The organism is Aneurinibacillus sp. UBA3580, from assembly GCF_002375825.1.
In the GTDB taxonomy this organism is placed as follows: domain Bacteria; phylum Bacillota; class Bacilli; order Aneurinibacillales; family Aneurinibacillaceae; genus Aneurinibacillus; species Aneurinibacillus danicus.
The window spans coordinates 17,771-35,553 of record NZ_DFMZ01000060.1 but is presented as its reverse complement, the minus strand read 5'-3'; the positions used below and the strand labels follow the sequence as shown (position 1 = coordinate 35,553).

Here is a 17,783-nt window from a genome sequence, read left to right as displayed (position 1 = left end):
GGTTCAGCAGAAGCTGGATGCTTTGCAGATTATGATGAAAAAAAATATCCATGTTACCGTTAAAAGTTTCGAGGCGGTATTTCGAACTCTGCACGGACCTACTCTGGATCAATTAGTAGAAAGAATGGCAGATGAGTTGCCGGAGTTAGCCGGAAAACCGACTGGGGGTGAAAAAACGACTGCGCGGGCGAATCACCAGGCGGCAAGAGTAGAGATGATGGAAAAGAATGCGCAGCCAGAAAAGCCAGAGGTTAGACTTGCGCGCCAGCTGGCAACGCTGCGTGATGCTGTAGTGCAAGCGGAGAAACAGAAAGGCACGATTGATAAAGAACAGTTGCAGAAACTGATTCGGGAGATGGAAAATACGCTGGAGGCAGCCAAAGAAAGCGGTGCTATTTCCAAAGAGACGGGACAGCGGGTAGAACGGTTGACAAGGCAAATGCAGAACCTGACGCAATCTGCAGTAGGTCAATCGAAAATGTCGGTAGATCAGGTGACCAGGGTAGCTGACCGCCTTGAGCTAAATCGGTTAATCAAAACGATAGCAATGGAAGTGAAAGACAGAACAGAAGCATCTGTGTCTCTGCCTAACTCCCGGGCAGAAGATGTTGATAAAGCAGTAAGAGAGAATGCCCGGCAAGAAGCAAGAAGAGTGCAGCCACAGGTAAACCGAGAAACAGCAGGGAGAGAAGGCAGCCATACATTAGCCCGTCAACTGGATACGATGGTAAAGGTGATTTCCGGTAGACAACCGGTTAACAGGGAGGCACTTCAGCAGCTTGTACAGCAAGTGAAATTCCATCCGGAATTAGCGCAGGTAAATTCAGGCGCACGGGAGCAAATACAGAAAGCTGTCCAGCAGATAGAGCAGGCGGTGCATGAAACGCCACAGACCGAGAAGGTGGTATCAGCGGACCGATTAGCCCGGCTCGTTGACCGTGCGAATTTGGAGCAGGCGGCAAAATTGGCGGCACGAGAAATGAGTTTAGCTCCTTCTATTGTTGTACCTGGAAGCGGACGTGGAGAAAAGGCAATACGTATGGAAGGTGCAAACGGTCATCATGTACCTCGGTTGTCTCAAAAGATTGAAGTACTAGCGAAAGCTGTTTCCAGCGGGCAACCGATAAATAAAGAAGCTTTGAGACAGCTTGTAGAACAAATTGGGCGAAGTCCAGAGTTCACCCGGTTAAGCACCGAAACACGAGAGCAATTAGAAAAAGCAGTAAAACAAATAGAACAAGCGGTACGAACAACGCCATCGAATGAAAAGATTGTATCGTCTCAACGACTGGATCGTTTTGTCGACCGCGCCAATTTAGAACAGGTGTCTAAACAAGCATCTCGTGAATTAAACTCTGCTCAAGTAAAACAGGAAACACTGAGCCCTTCTTCTACTATAGCAAAGGGAAACGCACCGACAGAGAGCATTATACAGAGCAGAGAGAAACAAGCAGGCATAGGCGGAAGTCAACAGCTATCGGAGAAATTAGAAACATTGGTGAAAGCAATAGCCAGTGGGGGACAACTGGATAAGAAGCTCTTGGAACAATTTGTTCGACAAATCAAAGAGAGTCTGGAATTGAAAAGTATGAGTGTTCAAACCCGGCAAGCTGTTCAGCAAGCCGTTGCTTCGCTGGAACAAGTCATGCGCCAGGTTCCATCATCGCAACCGAGTGTGTCAGGGCGGGTGCTTGCGGAGAGAGGAAGTCTCCGTCTGCTAGAGCAGGCGACGAAGTCCGTGTCACAAGAGATAAAGCTGAATACATCTTCCGAAAGCAACCGTCCGGCAGAGCGTTTGGCACAGAAACTTGAAGTGCTGGCGAAAGCCGCCTCCAGCGGGCAGCCCATAAATAAGGAAGCATTGCGGCAACTGGTAGAGCAAATTAAGCAAAGTCCGGACCTCGCCCAATTGAGCGCTGTCACGCGTGAACAAATTCAAAAAGTGGTGAACCAAGTCGAGCAAACGGTGTATAAGATACGGACGAATGAACGGGAAGTTTCCGCAGAGCAGGTGATAAAAAATATATCGGCACAGCGCGATGCTGTCCCTGTTGAGCCAAAAGGACATCTTTCTCCCGAAGTAAAGCCGCAAGTTGCCGAACTAGAAAAAGAAGAGGTACCTTCTGAAAAAAGTGCTTTACGTAAGGTGCAGAGGGAAGTGGCAGAGCGGGTTCTCGTCATTCGAACCGAGGGAAGGGTGACGCGTCAGCAAATCGAAGGGCTTCAGCAAGCGGTACAAAATCTAATCCGTGAAGCCGGAGGCAGTGTTGCCCTCCAACAGGATACCCGGCGCTTTATGGAACAGATAAGCAAAGATCTTCGTATGTCGATGAGCTATGAAGCGGTAGGGCGAAGTGCCGAAGGGAAAATCATTGTGCAGCGTACTGCCGATCAGCTTATTCAGGCTTTCAAGCTGCCGGTTGTGGAAACGGCAAAAGGGGAAGCGGTACAGAGGCAGGCAGATGCACTGCAATCTTCGTCACCAGTGGTATTGAAAACGATGGCGCAGACGTATGAGCGTCTGAGTGGAATCGTAGCCGCAGCCCGAGCAGAAATACAAAGCTCATCTGGAGTTACGGCATCAGCGCTTTTGCATGGAAAAGAATTATCCGGTTCAAGTTTCGGCTTAGAAACGGGAAGAATGCCTCAACAAATTTTGCAGGATGTTCAATGGTTGCTGGAAACGACCATAGAAACGGAAGGGCTTCCTAAAGAAATGGTTCAGAAACTACATCCTTTGCTCTCCGCGTTAGAAGAAGCGGCAGTGTCGCAGGCTTCATTTGCAACGGGAGAAATCGATGCGCTCTTTGAACAGGATGCGGCTCAGCGTATCCAGGTGGATGCAGATGCGGCGCTTACGCAGATTCATCGTTTGTTTGAAGAAGAAGCGGGACGTCTGGCGGCTTATACTAATGTGCAAGCAGCTAATTTCGAGCGCATCTCCCATTATATTCCAGAACATCTGCGCCAGGTAGCCGAAGAATTTATGCAGACGAAGAAAGAAATCCTTAGTAACGTAGAGCGAATGAGTCAATTTCTGCGGCAAGAAATTCCGCAGGCATCATCTTATATTAAGCAAGTAATCGAGCCGACGATTGAGATGGTAAACCGTCTCGTTTCTAAAGGTGAGTTTGCGCTGTTTGCCGATATGGAGTTTGAGCACAGTGTATTGAAAATCAGTGGGCAATTGCAGGATATAAAAAGCATGCTGGATAAAGGCCAGACAGAACAGGCACTACGGTCATTCCAGGCTATCCGCAGCGAATTGGAAAAGCTGAACTGGCAGCCTTCTTACATGAAGGTAGAGCGTTTTTTCTCCAAAAAAGCGGGTGAAGGCAGGCTGCAAAATCCGCTCGAACTATACGGTAGAGAATGGAAGAATAATGAATTAACCGGGCGCGGAGTACAAGAGTGGATGCGTGGGATGGGACTCGGATACGAACGGGAAGCGATTGAGTGGATGAGCCGTCGAGCCGGTGAAAATAGAGAAATGGGGACCGGTGTATGGAACGGAAACAGCCTCAACCTGGGGCAGGGCTCTTCTTTGACCTCCGGTGGTGTACCTTCCGGACATAAAACAGAAGCTTTTCCGTCGTTTACTCAATCCGGTCAGCAGTCCTTCCAGTCTCAGGACGAAAGACCACAGAACATGAAGAGTATGATTATGGACCAGTTGGAGAACGGCAATCTCTCGCCACGCGCGCGTGAAGTACTTGAACAGACGCTATCCAATGTAACCGGTCAGCAGCTTCTTTCTAAGCATGAGCCGGGGGCACCGGTACAAACCATGTATTTTCAATTGCCGCTGCCCTGGGAAGAGGGGATGCAGAATGTACAAATGCATATCCATTCCCGAAATAACGGAGAGCAGATGGATTGGGAGAATTGCAGCCTCTTTTTCTTCCTTTCCACACCGAGGTTCGGTGATACAGGCATTGGCGTGACCGTAGTAGAACGGGATATGACATTGCGGATTCAAAATAATCACCCGCAGGTAGAGAGAGCTTTTGAACCGTACATCCCTCAGTTAAAAGAGCAATTGCAAGGACTAGGATATCGTATCCAGGGCATTTCGTTTGCGCCAATGAATGAGCCTATTCAGGAAAAGAAGCCTTCCGCTCTTCCACTTGTTGACGTAGAGAAAGCGAGAGCCAAAGCGGCTTCTATGATGGTGCGTGAAGGAGTAGATCTCTCTATATGATTCACAAATATTTTCGTCGCCCGTCAGCTGACGCTAAGAAGGAACCCACACGGGCGGCGGTGATTCGATATGACAAAGAGAAAGATAATGCTCCGGTTGTCGTGGCACAAGGACGAGGAGAAGTAGCGAGGAAAATTATCGAAAAAGCGAAGGAAAGCAATATTGCGTTGCAGGAGGACGCCCTCTTGCTGGATAATTTGTTCTCGTTGGACTTGGGCAATCAGGTTCCGCCTCAACTTTATCAAGTAATAGCAGAAATCTTGCTGTTGGTACGACGGGCCAACATAGGAGAAACAGGAACAGCCCCGGCTTTCAGGCCTGTGATAACAACCCACTCCGTACGTGACACTGCGTATTGGGATGAACCTGACGAAGATGAAAAGGATATAAGCCTCGAAGATTTATTGGGAGCCATAAAAAATATTTAGGTAAATGGTAATGTTTTCTTTAAAATCATCTTAAAATATTGGATTTTACACCGATACAAAAGGTAGTTAATAAGAATCAAACAAGAGAAAGCAAGGTGGCATGATGATGGAGCGCGTAATTACGCCGGAGAATGTCGAGTTAAGCGATATTCATGACCGTCCTGAATTGATTACTTCTCTGCTTTACAAAAAGTTTCTACAAAAAATAGATGAAGCGATAGAAGCGACACCCCGGCGCAAATATGACAAGGCAAATAGCGCTTTACAGCTTTGTAACGATATCGTTACCCGCCTTGGTTTTGGCATTAAGTATGAAGCGGGTGTGCTGGCGGACCGCTTGGAGATGCTATACCAGTATGTATTTGAATTGGTTTTAGAAGCGAATCGCACAAAAGATGTTGCCAAGATGGAAGAAGCGAAACGAATCATTAAAGATCTTGACGAAGCATGGACAATTGCGATGGAAAAAGTTAAGCAGTCGGGCAATGCAGCCCCTTCGACAACTGCTGGAATAAAAGCAAGAAGGCCGGCTCTTAATCCCTATGAGCGGATGGAGATTGATCAGGAAACGTTGGAACAAGCCCAGGCTAAGCCGAGGGAGTTATAAAAAGAAAAATTATTGGAGAGTGAATGTAAATGCGTATTAACCATAATATTTCGGCATTAAACTCATACCGTAATTTATCCCAGAACCAAATCGGTATGGGAAAAGTGCTGGAGAAGCTGTCTTCAGGCTACCGTATTAACCGTGCTTCAGATGACGCTGCAGGTCTTGCAATCTCTGAGAAAATGCGCGGACAAATCCGCGGTTTGCACCAGGGTCAGCGTAACACAATGGACGGCATTTCTCTAATTCAGACAGCGGAAGGTGCGTTACAAGAAGTGCATGCAATGTTGCAACGTATGCGCGAGCTTGCTGTTCAGGCAGCAAACGATACATACAATTCTGCTGATAAAAAAGCTTCTCAAGATGAAGTAAATCAACTCCTGAAACAGATTGAAGACATCGCTAAAACAACAGAGTTTAATGGTGTTAACCTTCTTTCCTCCGGAAAAGCAGGCGGCCAAATTGGCATTAACGGTAAAGTGGGCATTCAATTCGGTCCGAATACGGAGAACTACCTTGAATTACAACTTTCCGGTGGAATTCAAAAGACGATTTCAAAAGATGGATTTGAATTGATAATTAGCGGTGCGCGTATCGATTTGAAATCTCTTAAACTTGTAGATGCAGCAGACGGTGGTTATGCAGGTATTAAGATAAACGAAATTCTCCACACCTCTTCCGGTGCACGTAGTGCCATTACGATTTTTGATAATGCTGTTCAAGCAGTATCAGCTATTCGTTCTTACTTGGGTGCTATTAATAACCGTCTGGAACATGCAGTCAACAATCTATCTAACTACGCAGAAAATCTGACAGCAGCCGAATCCCGCATCCGTGACGCGGACATGGCGAAAGAGATGACAGAGTTTACGAAGTACAACATCATTAACCAATCCGCAACGGCGATGCTGGCGCAGGCCAACCAGCTGCCGCAGGGTGTTTTGCAACTTCTCAAAGGCTAAATAAATTTGAAAAAGGAACTCTTGAAGATTCGTTCTTCGGGGGTTCTTTTTTTAGTGTAGGAAAGTATATTGCCTTATCACTGTAAAGTCATATACACTTCCTCCATGGTACTTTATGAAAAAACTTCCCTTTTTTTCGTGATACCAATTGGAAGAATATACAGATTATTGTTTAACTATTCAATTAGCATAACTTTAAAGCGATAAAGTGATAAATAAACCAAAAAAATTCTATCAATTCCTGTACTTTTTCATTGTAATTGACTAAAGACCTCCTTATAATTAAAGAAAACATGATTATCTACAAACAAACTGAACGAATCAAAGGGGGACATTAGACACAATGCGGACGCAAAAAACAATGAAAGCGCTTTTTTCGGCGCTCATGCTGGTGCTGCTCGCCGTCATGGTACGGCGTGCGGCGGTGGAGACAAAGGAGCAAGCCAGCAGGCCAGCGGACAGGCTGAACAGGGGAAAGAAGCTTCTTCCGGCGGGGAAAAGAAAGTACTGAAAGTCGGAACCGATGCAGCGTATCCACCGTTCGAGAAGCAAGGTCCGGACAGCAAGCCGGTGGGCTTCGATATGGACATCATTAAAGCGATTGCGGAAGTCAACGGCTGGGAGCTTCAAATAGAGCATGCCGGATGGGACCCGCTGTTTGAAGACATCGATAAAGGAAAGCGTGACATCGGAATTTCCGCCATCACCATCAATGACGAGCGCAAGCAAAAATACGATTTCTCCGATCCGTACTTTGATGCATTCCAGTTAATCATGGTACCGGAAAGCGCAAACGTAACAAAAATCGAAGACATTAAAGACATGCGCGTAGCCGTACAGAGCGGTACGACAGGTGCCGATCTGGCTGAGAAAGTCCTGGGCAAAGGCAATCCGAAGCTAAAAGGTTTTGATGATACGCCGTCTGCGGTGGAAGAGCTGTACGCGAAGCGTGTAGACGCTGTTGTAGCTGATAATGCGGTGCTGAATGACTTCCTCAAAACGTCTGGCAAAGAAGGCTATAAAGTAGTGAAAGACCCGAATGTTGTGCCGGAGCAATACGGCATCATGGTGAAGAAAGGCAACAAAGAACTGCTTGATGAAATTAACAAAGGGCTGAAGACCATCAAAGAAAACGGCAAGTATGACGAAATCTACAAGCAGTACTTTGGCGAAGAGAAAAAATAAGCAGAACATGCAAAAAAGCATCTAGGCAATCGAATGTTTATCCGATATAATGAATACGTTATGCATAAAGAGAGTGCGCGCGGACAAGTTCTCGCGCACTTTTCGCCTGTTTATCGAGAAAGCTTATGAAGAAAGGCTGTGGACGTATTGGAACTGGATTGGGGCGTCATTTACGAGTACCGTGAGATGTTTATCCGCGGTGTAGGATATACGATTCTCTTCACTTCTGTCGGTGTGTTTATGGGAACGATTCTCGGATTAATCTTCGGTCTGGGCCGCCTGTCGAAAAATCCGTTGCTGCGCTGGCCGTCTGTCGCCTACATAACCGTGTTTCGGGGGACGCCTCTGTTTGTGCAGATTCTTTTGATTCACTTTGCGGCGATTCCTGAGATTTGGGCGCTGTTTACCGATGGAGAGCCGCCGTCCGCCGTATTCTCCGGTTTCGTGGCACTGTCTCTCAATGCGGGCGCCTACATAGCCGAAATCTTCCGTGCAGGGATTCAATCGATTGACCGGGGCCAGATGGAAGCGGCACGTTCACTGGGAATGAATCATGGGCAGGCGATGCGTTTCGTTATCCTGCCGCAGGCATTCAAGCGTATGATTCCGCCGCTCGGTAACGAGTTCATCGCGCTGCTGAAGGATTCCTCGCTGCTGGCGGTTATTGCGGCGCCGGAACTTGCGTACGCGGGGTATGCGACAGCTAAATCGACATTCGCCCGCTGGGAGTCGTACCTGACGATGGCGGTCATCTATTTAATTCTAACGCTTATCATCTCTCGTTTTGTCGCTTACCTTGAGAAGCGCTTTGCGACAGAGTAAATCATTTTCTAAATTGTCGAATAACGGCTGGTTTCGTCGAGCGATTTAATTTGACTTAGGGCTGTGGGGGATGGTATAGTCAAGATGTGGGAAAAACAACAACTTGTTCCCATATTTTATTGACGGAAAGGGATGTATTTGATGCAAGGTAAAGTTAAATGGTTTAACGCTGAAAAAGGTTATGGTTTCATCGAACGCGAAGACGGAGACGACGTATTCGTACACTTCTCTGCTATCCAAGCAGAAGGTTTCAAATCGCTCGAAGAAGGACAAAGCGTTGAATTCGAAATCGTTGAAGGCGCTCGTGGACCTCAAGCAGCGAATGTTGTTAAGTTGTAATATGCATCACCTTTCCTGGTAATGGAAGTAAGGTAGATTCAAATACAACGAACGATAACTACACCCCCGGATATATTTCCGGGGGTTTTCAGTATAAGAAAGTGTACTTTGCTTTACAGTAATAAAGCTACATATACTTTCCTTCCATATCGTAAGCGAAGAAAAACTCGCGAGGCGTGTGCCGACCGTTGCTTTTTCCGTGTGGAGCGTGGGACCTGCGGGAGAAAAAGACCGGCAACTGTCTCCCTTTTCGAGATACCCGGATGTTTTGCCGGTCCGACCGAAGAGCCACAAAGCGGCCGTTTGTCTTCTCTGTGGAAAAAGCACGAGCGGCCATGCCCGCGAGTTTTTCTCAATTCTCTAGCAGTTTTTTAATATTGGCCAGGACCCGTTCATTCCGTACAGACTTTTCCCAGGTGTGGTCGATGTCCCGTTCGAGGGAAGAAAGCCGCTCCATGATTTCCGTATGATTTCGTCCAACTTTTTCCTCTACGCGGTGCAGGTTACCTTCGAGGCGATGGACATCCATAGTAAGCGCTTCGAGTTTCGCGTTTGTCGTCTCCTGGTTTTTCAATAGCGATGCTATCTCCTGTTTTATTCTGTCCTGTCGCAGTTCCACATTCGCTGCTCTCCGGTCGAGGTTTTCTACTCTTTGTTCAAGATTTGCCACCCTCTGGTCGAGGTTGTCTACCTTCTGTTCAAGATTTGCTGCCCTCTGGTCGAGGTTGTCTACCTTCTGCTCGAGCTTCGCCACCCTCTGGTCGAGATTCGTTACTTTTTCGTTTAGTTGTTTTAAATCTTCTTTAACGGGCTGCAATTCCTCACGAAGCAAACTGCGAAAAGCATTCAACATTTCATCGCTCGACACGGCTTATTTCCTCCCCCCCATTCGTATGTATTCCTATGTACAATACAGTATAGCATAAAACCAAATCCTTGCGCTTTTACTTTAAAATAAACGATTCGCCTGCTACTGCAAAAAGAGTAGCAGCGATAGAAAAGAGAAAGAGAAGCACCCATTAATCGGGAAGGGGTCAGCCCCCGAGTGGATGTTCAGAAGTCTTTTGATGGACTTCTTTTTTTGTGAAAATTGTGAGGAAAGAAGGAGAAAAGGGAGGAAAAGAGATCTGAGGAAGAAAAAGGCCTTCGCCTTTTTCTACATTAAAATCTCCTTCTCATTCTTTCTCCTCTTTTCCTTCGTACCGCAAAAGTCAGCCGCCCTTCCTACGATTTTCATGGTGGGGTTGCGGCTGAGCCGCTATGGTGGTTTTCTGGTGTTTTTTCTGCTGCGACCGGTCATGTTATAATAAAGGAAAAGGTGGGTGGTCGGGTGGAAACAAGATGGATGAAGCTGTACGTAGACTTCGCGTTCAAGAAGCTGTTCGGTTCGCGGGGGAACGAGCGTATTTTGATTGCCTTCCTGAATGCGATGCTCAAGCCCGCACCGGACAAGCGGATTGCGGGTGTCACGATTCTGGATAAAGAGATGGGCCGAGAATACAGCGAGGACAAGAATGCGATTTTAGACATTCATTGGTTTTCGGTTGTTCACTGAACCTAAAGATCGCTATCACATGGTGTTTGATTTAAGGGAACGGGAAGAGAACTTCTTATGGGATGACACGATGGAATTGCATCTTGTGGAGATGCCGAAATTGGTTGATTTGTGGCGCAAGAAGAGGATTGGCATAGGACATGATGAGCTGGTGGAATGGCTGTTGCTTTTGGAAGCCGGGGATGATGAAGGAATACGCAAAGAACTGGAGGTACGAGCGATGGACAATCCGGTATTAAAGGAAGCGATGGAGAAGTGGGAAGACCTGAGCCGTGACCCGGCAGCAATCCGGGAGTACGAGATGCGTCATAAGGCGATGATGGATCGTCTGTCTGCGATAGCAGAGAATGAGCGCAGGCAGCAGCAGAAGTATGAGGAAGGCAGAATGGAAGAAAAAAGAGCTATTGCTCGAAATCTGTTGGCAATGGGTATGGATGAAGAGGCAGTTGCGCAGGCAACAGGATTATCAGTAGCTGAAATCGAACAACTGAAAAGGAACTAGGGAACTGACCCCCGGTACGTTAATGATTGCCTCGTCTGACTCCGTCATTCTCGGGTAGGGGGTCAGACCCCGAGCGGTTGCTTAGAAGTCCTTTGGGAAAAATCCTAATGGGCTTTTTTCTTTTTCTTTTGCTATTCAACTCTTGACTGCTCGTTTTTTGTGTATGCGTTTTTTACCTTTGCATTCCATGGTGTATGATATAATAAAAAGAAAACAGAACGGAAATAAAGACGCTTGTAAAAGGGAGAGACATACTTTGAGTGAAGGGACAAACCAACAGGGACTAATGTTTCCAGATTATGATGCACTCTGGAAAGAAGTGATTGAAGAATTTTTTGAGGAGTTCCTGCATTTCTTTGCGCCCGATTTATATGAAGCCGTTGATTTCAACAAGGGGTATGAATTTCTGGAGCAAGAACTGCGAACGCTGTTCCCTGACTCAGAGGCGGAAAAGAAGTACACAGATAAGCTGGCAAAACTGTATTTGAAGAGCGGGGAAGAGAAGTGGATACTAACACATATTGAAGTACAGGGAAGTCGAGACCTTGATTTTGCTGAGCGAATGTTCCGCTACTTTTACCGCGTGTATGATAAATATGACAGGAAAATATTTGCCCTGGCGCTTTTTTCTGATGAAAGTCCGTCTTATAAACCGGATACGTATAAATATGAATTTTTTGATACAACATTAACCTATACGTACCGCTCTTACAAGATAGTGGAGCAAAATGAAGAGGAGCTGACACGTTCAGAAAATCCATTCAGTATGGCTGTTCTTGCCGGATTATACGTAGTGAAAAGCAAAAAAGATATCAATGCCCGTTATCAATTTAAAATAAACCTGATTCGCCTGCTGCTGCAAAAAGAGTGGCGGCGAGAGAAAATTGAAAAGTTATTTGTATTTATCGATGGGCTATTAAAGCTTCCTGTTGAAAAGGAAAAGAACTTTGAGGCTGAACTTAATGAAATGGTATGGAGGGAAGGTGAAAATATGGGGCTGACATGGGATCGAAGCAATCTGGCGGACATGTATTACTCCAAAGGGAAGATAGAAGGGAAAATTGAGCTAGTAAAGAAGTGGCTAGAGGAAGAAGTAGATGCTGATATTCAACTCATCTCGAAAATTTCCGGCTTATCCTTGGAAGATGTTAAAAAATTAAAGAAAGAAGTGCAAAGAAAGAGAAGCACCCATTAATCGGAAGGGGGGTCAGACCCCGAGCGGATGTTCAGAAGTCCTGTGAGAGATTTCTCTCACAGGACTTCTTTCTTTTTTGCTGCCTAACCGTTCCTAGAATTAAGAACGATTCGGGATACGTTCTTATCCCAAACGGAGCGGGGAGAACAAGAGAAAAGCGCATTAAAGCCGCCCTTAGGATATGCCAGCGCAAGCGAAGCAATCTAAGTAAAGTTTTCTTATCTATAATATTTCTGCAACCTGCACGTCCCGCTCCGAATCCAGCTTCACGAACGTATCATCATCCGTGCGAACCAACGGACGCAGCGGCTCTTGCTGATTATACCGGACAATCACGCCTTCCTGCCCGTTCGAAAGCCTCACGCGGGACCCGATATACGACTCAAGAATGTACATGACGAAAGGCGTCACAATTGCCGGATTCATCAGTCCGGCGAACTGGGCATCCCAGAGAGCGGCCGCCGCTTCAAAAGGCGAAAGTTTAGCCCTGTATACGCGATCGGACGCAAGCGCATCGAATTTGTCTGCCACAGAAACAATTTGAACGGAAAGCGGAATGTTTTCATGTTTGAGTCCAAACGGATAGCCGGAGCCGTCCAGACGCTCGTGGTGGAGCAGCGCCACATCGGCAAAGGACCTGGGGATATTGGGAATCTTGCGCAACATTGCGTAGCCATACTGCGGATGCTGACGCATAACTTCCCTTTCCTTATCATTCAATTCCGAGGGTTTGTTTAAAATTTCATCGGGCATTTCCAATTTTCCGATATCATGGAACAAACCGGCTTCGCCCACTTCCAGGCATACCTCATCCGGCAGGCCGAGCAGACGGGCGATGAGTGCGGATAGAAGCCCGACGTTGATGCTGTGACGGTACGTGTATTCGTCTTTGCCTTTTAAAGTGTGGAGGGGATGGAATACATATCGATGCTCCAGAGCATGCTTGATGAGTGTGGAGAACTGATTGACGATTTCCTGGACATTAATAGGATTGCCATATTGTGCATCATTAAGCAGGTCTTTCATGCTGGAAAGTGTTTCTTTATAGATAACAGCCATGTCAGGTTCATAACTCCAGGCTTCGTCAATCTGGTGCAGGAGTTCGGGCGCGATATTCTCGATCGGTCTTGCCGTGCGGGTCGGGCCTTTGATGGCGATTTCAAAAATGTTGTTAATGAGCAATGAATCAATGTCTTTTACGGTCAGCATCTTGCCCGCGCCAAGCAGTAACGTTCCTTTTTCATTGTATATGTCTGTATTTAGGATACGCCCGATGAGCTCATATGATGTAGGTACAAGCCTCATTCCCTGGTTCCCCCTTTTCTGAAAAATGTTCTTCCTTTATTTATACCATATTCGTCCATTTTCGCGTGGATTCTTTGTTTTTTCCTTGCTACACGTTGCGTACGTTTCGAACGGTCAACCACATTTTGGTGTTGAGCCTTACTTACATAAAGAATAGATTTCGAATGTTTGTTGGAAGGAAAGGAAACGTTGCAAAAAGTTCACAAAAGGTGGGAAAAAAATGTCGGATGGAGAAGGATTTTCACGCGGGAAAGGGGAATATATAGATATAGACGAAAGGAGGAGTATCCATATGCAATACAACACCCGTGGTGAAAATATCGAGGTAACTCCTGCACTCCGAGACTATGTAGAGAAAAAAATCGGTCGCCTCGAGCGCTACTTTGAGAGTACTTCCTCATTTTCCTGCAATGTCACGCTTCGTGTACTGCGCGGCGAACATACCGTGGAAGTGACGATTCCAATGCCGGGAGTTATCCTCCGAGCTGAAGATACCAACAGCGATATGTATGCGGCGATCGATCTGGTTGTTGAGAAATTAGAACGTCAAATCCGCAAGCATAAGACAAAAATCAACCGCAAGTATCGTCAGCAGGGAGCCGTGCTCCTGGATGCCGATCCGGTGTTTGCCGCTCAAGACGAGTCGGCGGAAGAGGACAACGATCAGCTTCGCATCGTGAAGACGAAGCGCTTCAATCTGAAGCCGATGGATGCAGAAGAAGCGGTGCTGCAGATGGATATGTTAGGTCATAACTTCTTCGTATTCAGTAACGCGGAGACAGAAGAAGTGAACGTCGTCTATCGCCGTAAAGACGGCCGCTACGGCTTAATCGAGCCGGAAAGCGTATAAAAAAGCTTATATGATACAGATAAAAAGGCGCTCTCGGGCGCCTTTTTCGCTTGTATCTTTCTTCATCCCCGGTTATTATTCTATATTCCTTGTCAATTTCCCTGTGTTACTGTTAAAATTAAAATTTAGAGCAGTCTAACTGCTCGACTAGCAAGAAGAGCGAAGATTGGAAGGGGATTGGATACCCGATGCTAGGAATCATTAAGAAGATTATTGGCGATTCTAACGAGCGCGACGTGAAAAAGCTGTACAAGCGCGTCGAGAAGATTAATGCGTTGGAACCGCACATGCAGGCGTTAAGTGATGAACAACTGCGGAATAAAACGGATGAATTTAAAGAACGGCTTGCTAAAGGCGAGACGCTGGATGATATTTTATACGAAGCTTTTGCGGTGTGCCGCGAAGCCGGACGCCGTGTGCTTAACATGCGCCACTACGATGTGCAGCTCATCGGCGGCATAGTACTGCATGAAGGCAAGATTGCCGAGATGAGAACCGGGGAAGGGAAAACGCTCGTAGCAACGCTGCCGGTATACCTAAATGCCCTTGCCGGAAAAGGTGTGCATGTCATCACGGTCAACGAATATCTGGCGGCGCGTGACGCCGAAGAAATGGGGCAAATTTATAAATTCCTGGGGTTAAGCTGCGAGGTAAACCTGAACGGCATGTCGCCGGATGAAAAACGTGCGGCTTACGCGGCTGACATTACGTACGGAACGAACAACGAGTTCGGGTTCGACTACCTGCGCGATAATATGGTGCTGTATAAAGAGCAAATGGTACAGCGTCCGCTGCATTATTGTATCGTCGACGAGGTGGATAGTATTTTGATCGATGAAGCGCGGACGCCGTTGATTATCTCCGGTGAAGCGGAGAAGTCGACTGAGCTGTACTATGTGGCAGCCCGTTTTGTGACCCGCTTGAAGGAAGAAGAGCATTATACGATCGATATTAAAGCGAATTCCGTAGCCCTCACTGAAAAAGGGGTAGCGGAAGTCGAACGCGCGTTTAATATCGATAACCTGTATGATACAGAACATATTCTGCTGAATCACCACATTAATATTGCGTTAAAAGCACGCGCGTTGATGAAGCGTGACATTGATTATGTGGTGGACAACGGCGAAGTTATCATCGTCGATGAATTTACCGGTCGTCTCATGCAGGGACGCCGCTACAGCGACGGTCTGCATCAGGCAATTGAAGCGAAGGAAGGCCTGCAGGTACAGAACGAGAGCATGACGCTGGCGACCATTACGCTGCAGAACTACTTCCGGATGTATGAGAAGCTCGGTGGTATGACCGGTACGGCCAAAACCGAAGAAGAAGAGTTCCAGAAGATTTACGGTCTGAACGTCGTGGTCATTCCGACGAACAAACCGGTTATTCGCGAGGACAAGCCGGATGCGATTTATAAATCCGAACGCGGCAAATACCGTGCTGTCGTGGAGGATGTAGAGAAGCACCATAAGCAAGGCCGTCCGGTGCTTGTCGGTACAACATCGATCGAGAAGTCGGAGCTTATCTCCAGCATGCTGCGGAAAAAAGGCATCCGCCATGAGGTGTTGAATGCGAAGCATCATGCCCGTGAGGCGGAGATTGTCTCCAAGGCCGGTCAGCGTGGTGCAGTAACCATAGCAACGAACATGGCGGGTCGTGGTACGGACATTAAACTGGGCGAAGGCGTAGCCGAGCTTGGTGGTCTGCACATCATCGGTACCGAGCGTCATGAGAGCCGCCGGATCGATAACCAGCTGCGCGGACGTGCCGGACGTCAGGGGGATCCGGGTTCATCCCAGTTCTTCATCTCGCTTGAGGATGAACTGATGCGCAAGTTCGGTTCGGAGAATATCATGGGCATGATGGATCGCCTCGGCATGGAAGAAGACATGCCGATTGAAAGTAAAATGGTATCCCGTGCGATCGAGTCATCGCAGAAGCGCGTAGAGGGCGCGAACTTTGATATGCGCCGCGTCGTTTTGCAGTATGATGACGTAATGAACCAGCAGCGTACGGTTATCTACAAACAGCGCCGCGAAGTGCTGGAAGCTGAATCGCTGCGCGATGTAATCATCGGCATGATTATGTCGCATGTCGAGCGTCTGATCGATTTGCACTGCCCGGATGAAGTGGTGCAGGAAGAATGGGACCTCGATGCGCTTATTGACCACTGCAACGGTACATTCCTGCATGAAGGACAGCTGGATAAGAAAGACATCTGGGGCAAAGACCGCGAAGAAATCGTGGAAGTATTCCGCGAGCTTGTTGAGCGCCTGTATACCGAACGCGAACAGCTTATGGAAGAAGCGGATTTTCGCGAATTCGAGAAAGTTGTCGTGTTGCGTGCGGTCGACAGCAAATGGATGGACCACATCGATGCGATGGATCAGTTCCGCCAGGGTATCCACCTGCGGGCATACGGCCAGACGGACCCGCTGCGTGAGTACCAGATGGAAGGCTACCAGATGTTTAACGAGATGATCGCGAGCATCGAAGAAGAGGTCGCGACATATATTATGAAAGCCAACATTGGAAGCAACCTGCAGCGCCAGGAAGTAGCCAAGGGGCAGGCAATGGTGCCGTCCGATTCAGGCGAGCCGGCGCGGAAGAAACCGGTGCGCCGCCAGGAGCCGAAGATCGGGCGCAACGACCCGTGCTATTGCGGCAGCGGGAAGAAATACAAAAATTGTCACGGCCAGGAGGAATAAACCATGCCATTGACGGAAGCGAAACAGCAAATGACAGCCATCGGTAAGCGATTGGCGGAGATTAGGGGGTCTCTTTGACCTCCCCGGCAAACAAAAGCAGATTGCCGCGCTAGAAGAGAAGATGGCAATGCCGAACTTCTGGGACGATAACGATGCGGCCCAGGCTATCATCGGTGAAGTCAATGTTCTCAAGGATGCTGTCACCGCCATACAGGAGATGGAGACGGCGTACGAAGACATTGAAGTCATGATGGATCTGTATGCGGAGGAGAATGAGGAATCCTTGATTCCAGATATCGTGGAATCGGTGGAATCTCTGCAGAAGCGGCTGGATGAATATGAGTTGCAACTGCTTCTGAGCCAGCCGTATGATAAGAAGAATGCGATTCTTGAGCTGCATCCGGGTGCGGGCGGTACGGAGTCGCAAGATTGGGCGGATATGCTGCTGCGCATGTATACCCGCTGGGCCGAGAAGCAGGGCTTTAAGGTCGAGACGCTCGATTACTTGCCGGGCGAAGAAGCGGGCGTGAAAAGCGTGACCTTGCTGATTAAAGGCCACAATGCGTACGGCTATTTGAAAGCGGAGAAAGGGGTCCACCGTCTGGTGCGCATCTCTCCGTTCGACGCATCAGGACGTCGCCATACGTCGTTCGTATCGTGTGATGTGATGCCGGAGATTGACGATGATATCGAAATCGAGATTCGGCCGGATGAACTGAAAATTGATACGTACCGTTCCAGCGGTGCGGGCGGTCAGCATGTTAACACGACCGACTCGGCGGTACGGATTACGCACATTCCGACTGGCGTGGTGGTTACGTGCCAGACGGAACGCTCCCAGATTAAAAACAGGGAGAAAGCGATGAAGATGCTGCGTTCTAAGCTGTATGAGCGGAAGATTCAGGAGCAGGAAGAGGAAGCGGCCAGGCTGCGCGGCGAGCAGAAAGAGATTGGCTGGGGCAGCCAGATTCGCTCGTACGTGTTTCATCCTTACAGCATGGTAAAAGACCACCGCACAAACCATGAGACCGGGAACGTGCAGGCGGTTATGGACGGAGATTTGACCCCGTTCATCGACGCATATCTTCGCCAGCAGCTTGGGCACACTACAGAATCTTAAGAAC

Annotated in this window: 16 protein-coding genes; 14 read left to right on the top strand and 2 right to left on the bottom strand. The window is 47.8% G+C overall.

Annotated features, from left to right (window positions below; all coding sequences use genetic code 11):
- From B2899_RS09595 to B2899_RS09560, 8 genes are all read left to right on the top strand, one after another.
- The coding region (locus tag B2899_RS09595) for a hypothetical protein (RefSeq protein ID WP_286885339.1) at positions 1-4,201 on the top strand (4,201 nt) is incomplete at its 5' end.
- Positions 4,198-4,629, top strand: a complete 432-nt coding sequence (locus B2899_RS18420; protein WP_146811825.1) for an EscU/YscU/HrcU family type III secretion system export apparatus switch protein — start codon at positions 4,198-4,200, stop codon at positions 4,627-4,629. The genes B2899_RS09595 and B2899_RS18420, both read left to right, overlap by 4 nt.
- Positions 4,630-4,735: 106 nt before the next feature.
- Positions 4,736-5,236, top strand: a complete 501-nt coding sequence (gene fliS, locus B2899_RS09585) for a flagellar export chaperone FliS (RefSeq protein WP_286885337.1) — start codon at positions 4,736-4,738, stop codon at positions 5,234-5,236.
- Between the two features lie 29 nt (positions 5,237-5,265).
- Entirely contained in the window at positions 5,266-6,198 is a 933-nt protein-coding gene (locus B2899_RS09580) for a flagellin (protein WP_286885334.1), read from the top strand.
- A gap of 343 nt (positions 6,199-6,541) precedes the next feature.
- Complete coding sequence (locus B2899_RS09575; protein ID WP_286885333.1) at positions 6,542-6,709, top strand: hypothetical protein; 168 nt, start codon at positions 6,542-6,544, stop codon at positions 6,707-6,709.
- Positions 6,706-7,383, top strand: coding sequence for a basic amino acid ABC transporter substrate-binding protein (locus B2899_RS09570; protein ID WP_286885456.1), 678 nt, complete (start codon positions 6,706-6,708; stop codon positions 7,381-7,383). The genes B2899_RS09575 and B2899_RS09570 overlap by 4 nt, the downstream gene beginning before the upstream one ends.
- Before the next feature lie 186 nt (positions 7,384-7,569).
- Positions 7,570-8,205 carry an amino acid ABC transporter permease gene (locus B2899_RS09565; protein WP_146811843.1) on the top strand — a complete coding sequence of 212 codons (636 nt, stop codon included), beginning with the start codon at positions 7,570-7,572 and terminating at the stop codon, positions 8,203-8,205.
- A 141-nt stretch (positions 8,206-8,346) separates the two neighbouring features.
- Positions 8,347-8,544: a cold shock domain-containing protein gene (locus B2899_RS09560; protein ID WP_146811822.1), complete on the top strand. Its 198-nt coding sequence runs from the start codon at positions 8,347-8,349 to the stop codon at positions 8,542-8,544.
- 352 nt (positions 8,545-8,896) lie between these two features.
- Here B2899_RS09560 and B2899_RS09555 read toward each other — a convergent pair whose 3' ends face one another.
- Positions 8,897-9,412 carry a hypothetical protein gene (locus B2899_RS09555; protein ID WP_286885331.1) on the bottom strand — a complete coding sequence of 172 codons (516 nt, stop codon included), beginning with the start codon at positions 9,410-9,412 and terminating at the stop codon, positions 8,897-8,899.
- A 462-nt stretch (positions 9,413-9,874) separates the two neighbouring features.
- Between B2899_RS09555 and B2899_RS09550 the strand changes: the two genes are divergently transcribed.
- The 3 genes from B2899_RS09550 to B2899_RS09540 all read left to right on the top strand — a co-directional run bounded on the left by B2899_RS09550 (position 9,875) and on the right by B2899_RS09540 (position 11,796).
- Positions 9,875-10,099, top strand: a complete 225-nt coding sequence (locus B2899_RS09550; protein WP_286885329.1) for a PD-(D/E)XK nuclease family transposase — start codon at positions 9,875-9,877, stop codon at positions 10,097-10,099.
- Between the two features lie 19 nt (positions 10,100-10,118).
- The gene (locus tag B2899_RS09545) at positions 10,119-10,601 is read left to right on the top strand and encodes an Rpn family recombination-promoting nuclease/putative transposase (RefSeq protein ID WP_286885328.1); all 483 of its coding nucleotides are present in this window, start codon (positions 10,119-10,121) and stop codon (positions 10,599-10,601) included.
- Between the two features lie 256 nt (positions 10,602-10,857).
- Complete coding sequence (locus B2899_RS09540) at positions 10,858-11,796, top strand: hypothetical protein (protein ID WP_146811573.1); 939 nt, start codon at positions 10,858-10,860, stop codon at positions 11,794-11,796.
- 222 nt (positions 11,797-12,018) lie between these two features.
- Here the strand turns inward: B2899_RS09540 and B2899_RS09535 are convergent, their stop codons facing one another.
- Positions 12,019-13,101 carry an HD-GYP domain-containing protein gene (locus tag B2899_RS09535; RefSeq protein ID WP_146811575.1) on the bottom strand — a complete coding sequence of 361 codons (1,083 nt, stop codon included), beginning with the start codon at positions 13,099-13,101 and terminating at the stop codon, positions 12,019-12,021.
- Positions 13,102-13,393: 292 nt separating this feature from the next.
- Between B2899_RS09535 and hpf the strand changes: the two genes are divergently transcribed.
- From hpf to prfB, 3 genes are all read left to right on the top strand, one after another.
- Positions 13,394-13,951, top strand: coding sequence for a ribosome hibernation-promoting factor, HPF/YfiA family (gene hpf, locus B2899_RS09530; RefSeq protein WP_146811577.1), 558 nt, complete (start codon positions 13,394-13,396; stop codon positions 13,949-13,951).
- A 188-nt stretch (positions 13,952-14,139) separates the two neighbouring features.
- Positions 14,140-16,659, top strand: coding sequence for a preprotein translocase subunit SecA (gene secA, locus B2899_RS09525; RefSeq protein WP_146811579.1), 2,520 nt, complete (start codon positions 14,140-14,142; stop codon positions 16,657-16,659).
- Between the two features lie 3 nt (positions 16,660-16,662).
- A protein-coding gene (gene prfB, locus B2899_RS09520) for a peptide chain release factor 2 (RefSeq protein WP_218029579.1) occupies positions 16,663-17,779 on the top strand; the annotation gives its coding sequence in 2 pieces (ribosomal slippage) (positions 16,663-16,734 and positions 16,736-17,779; 1,116 coding nt in all).
- The last annotated feature ends 4 nt before the right edge of the window (positions 17,780-17,783 follow it).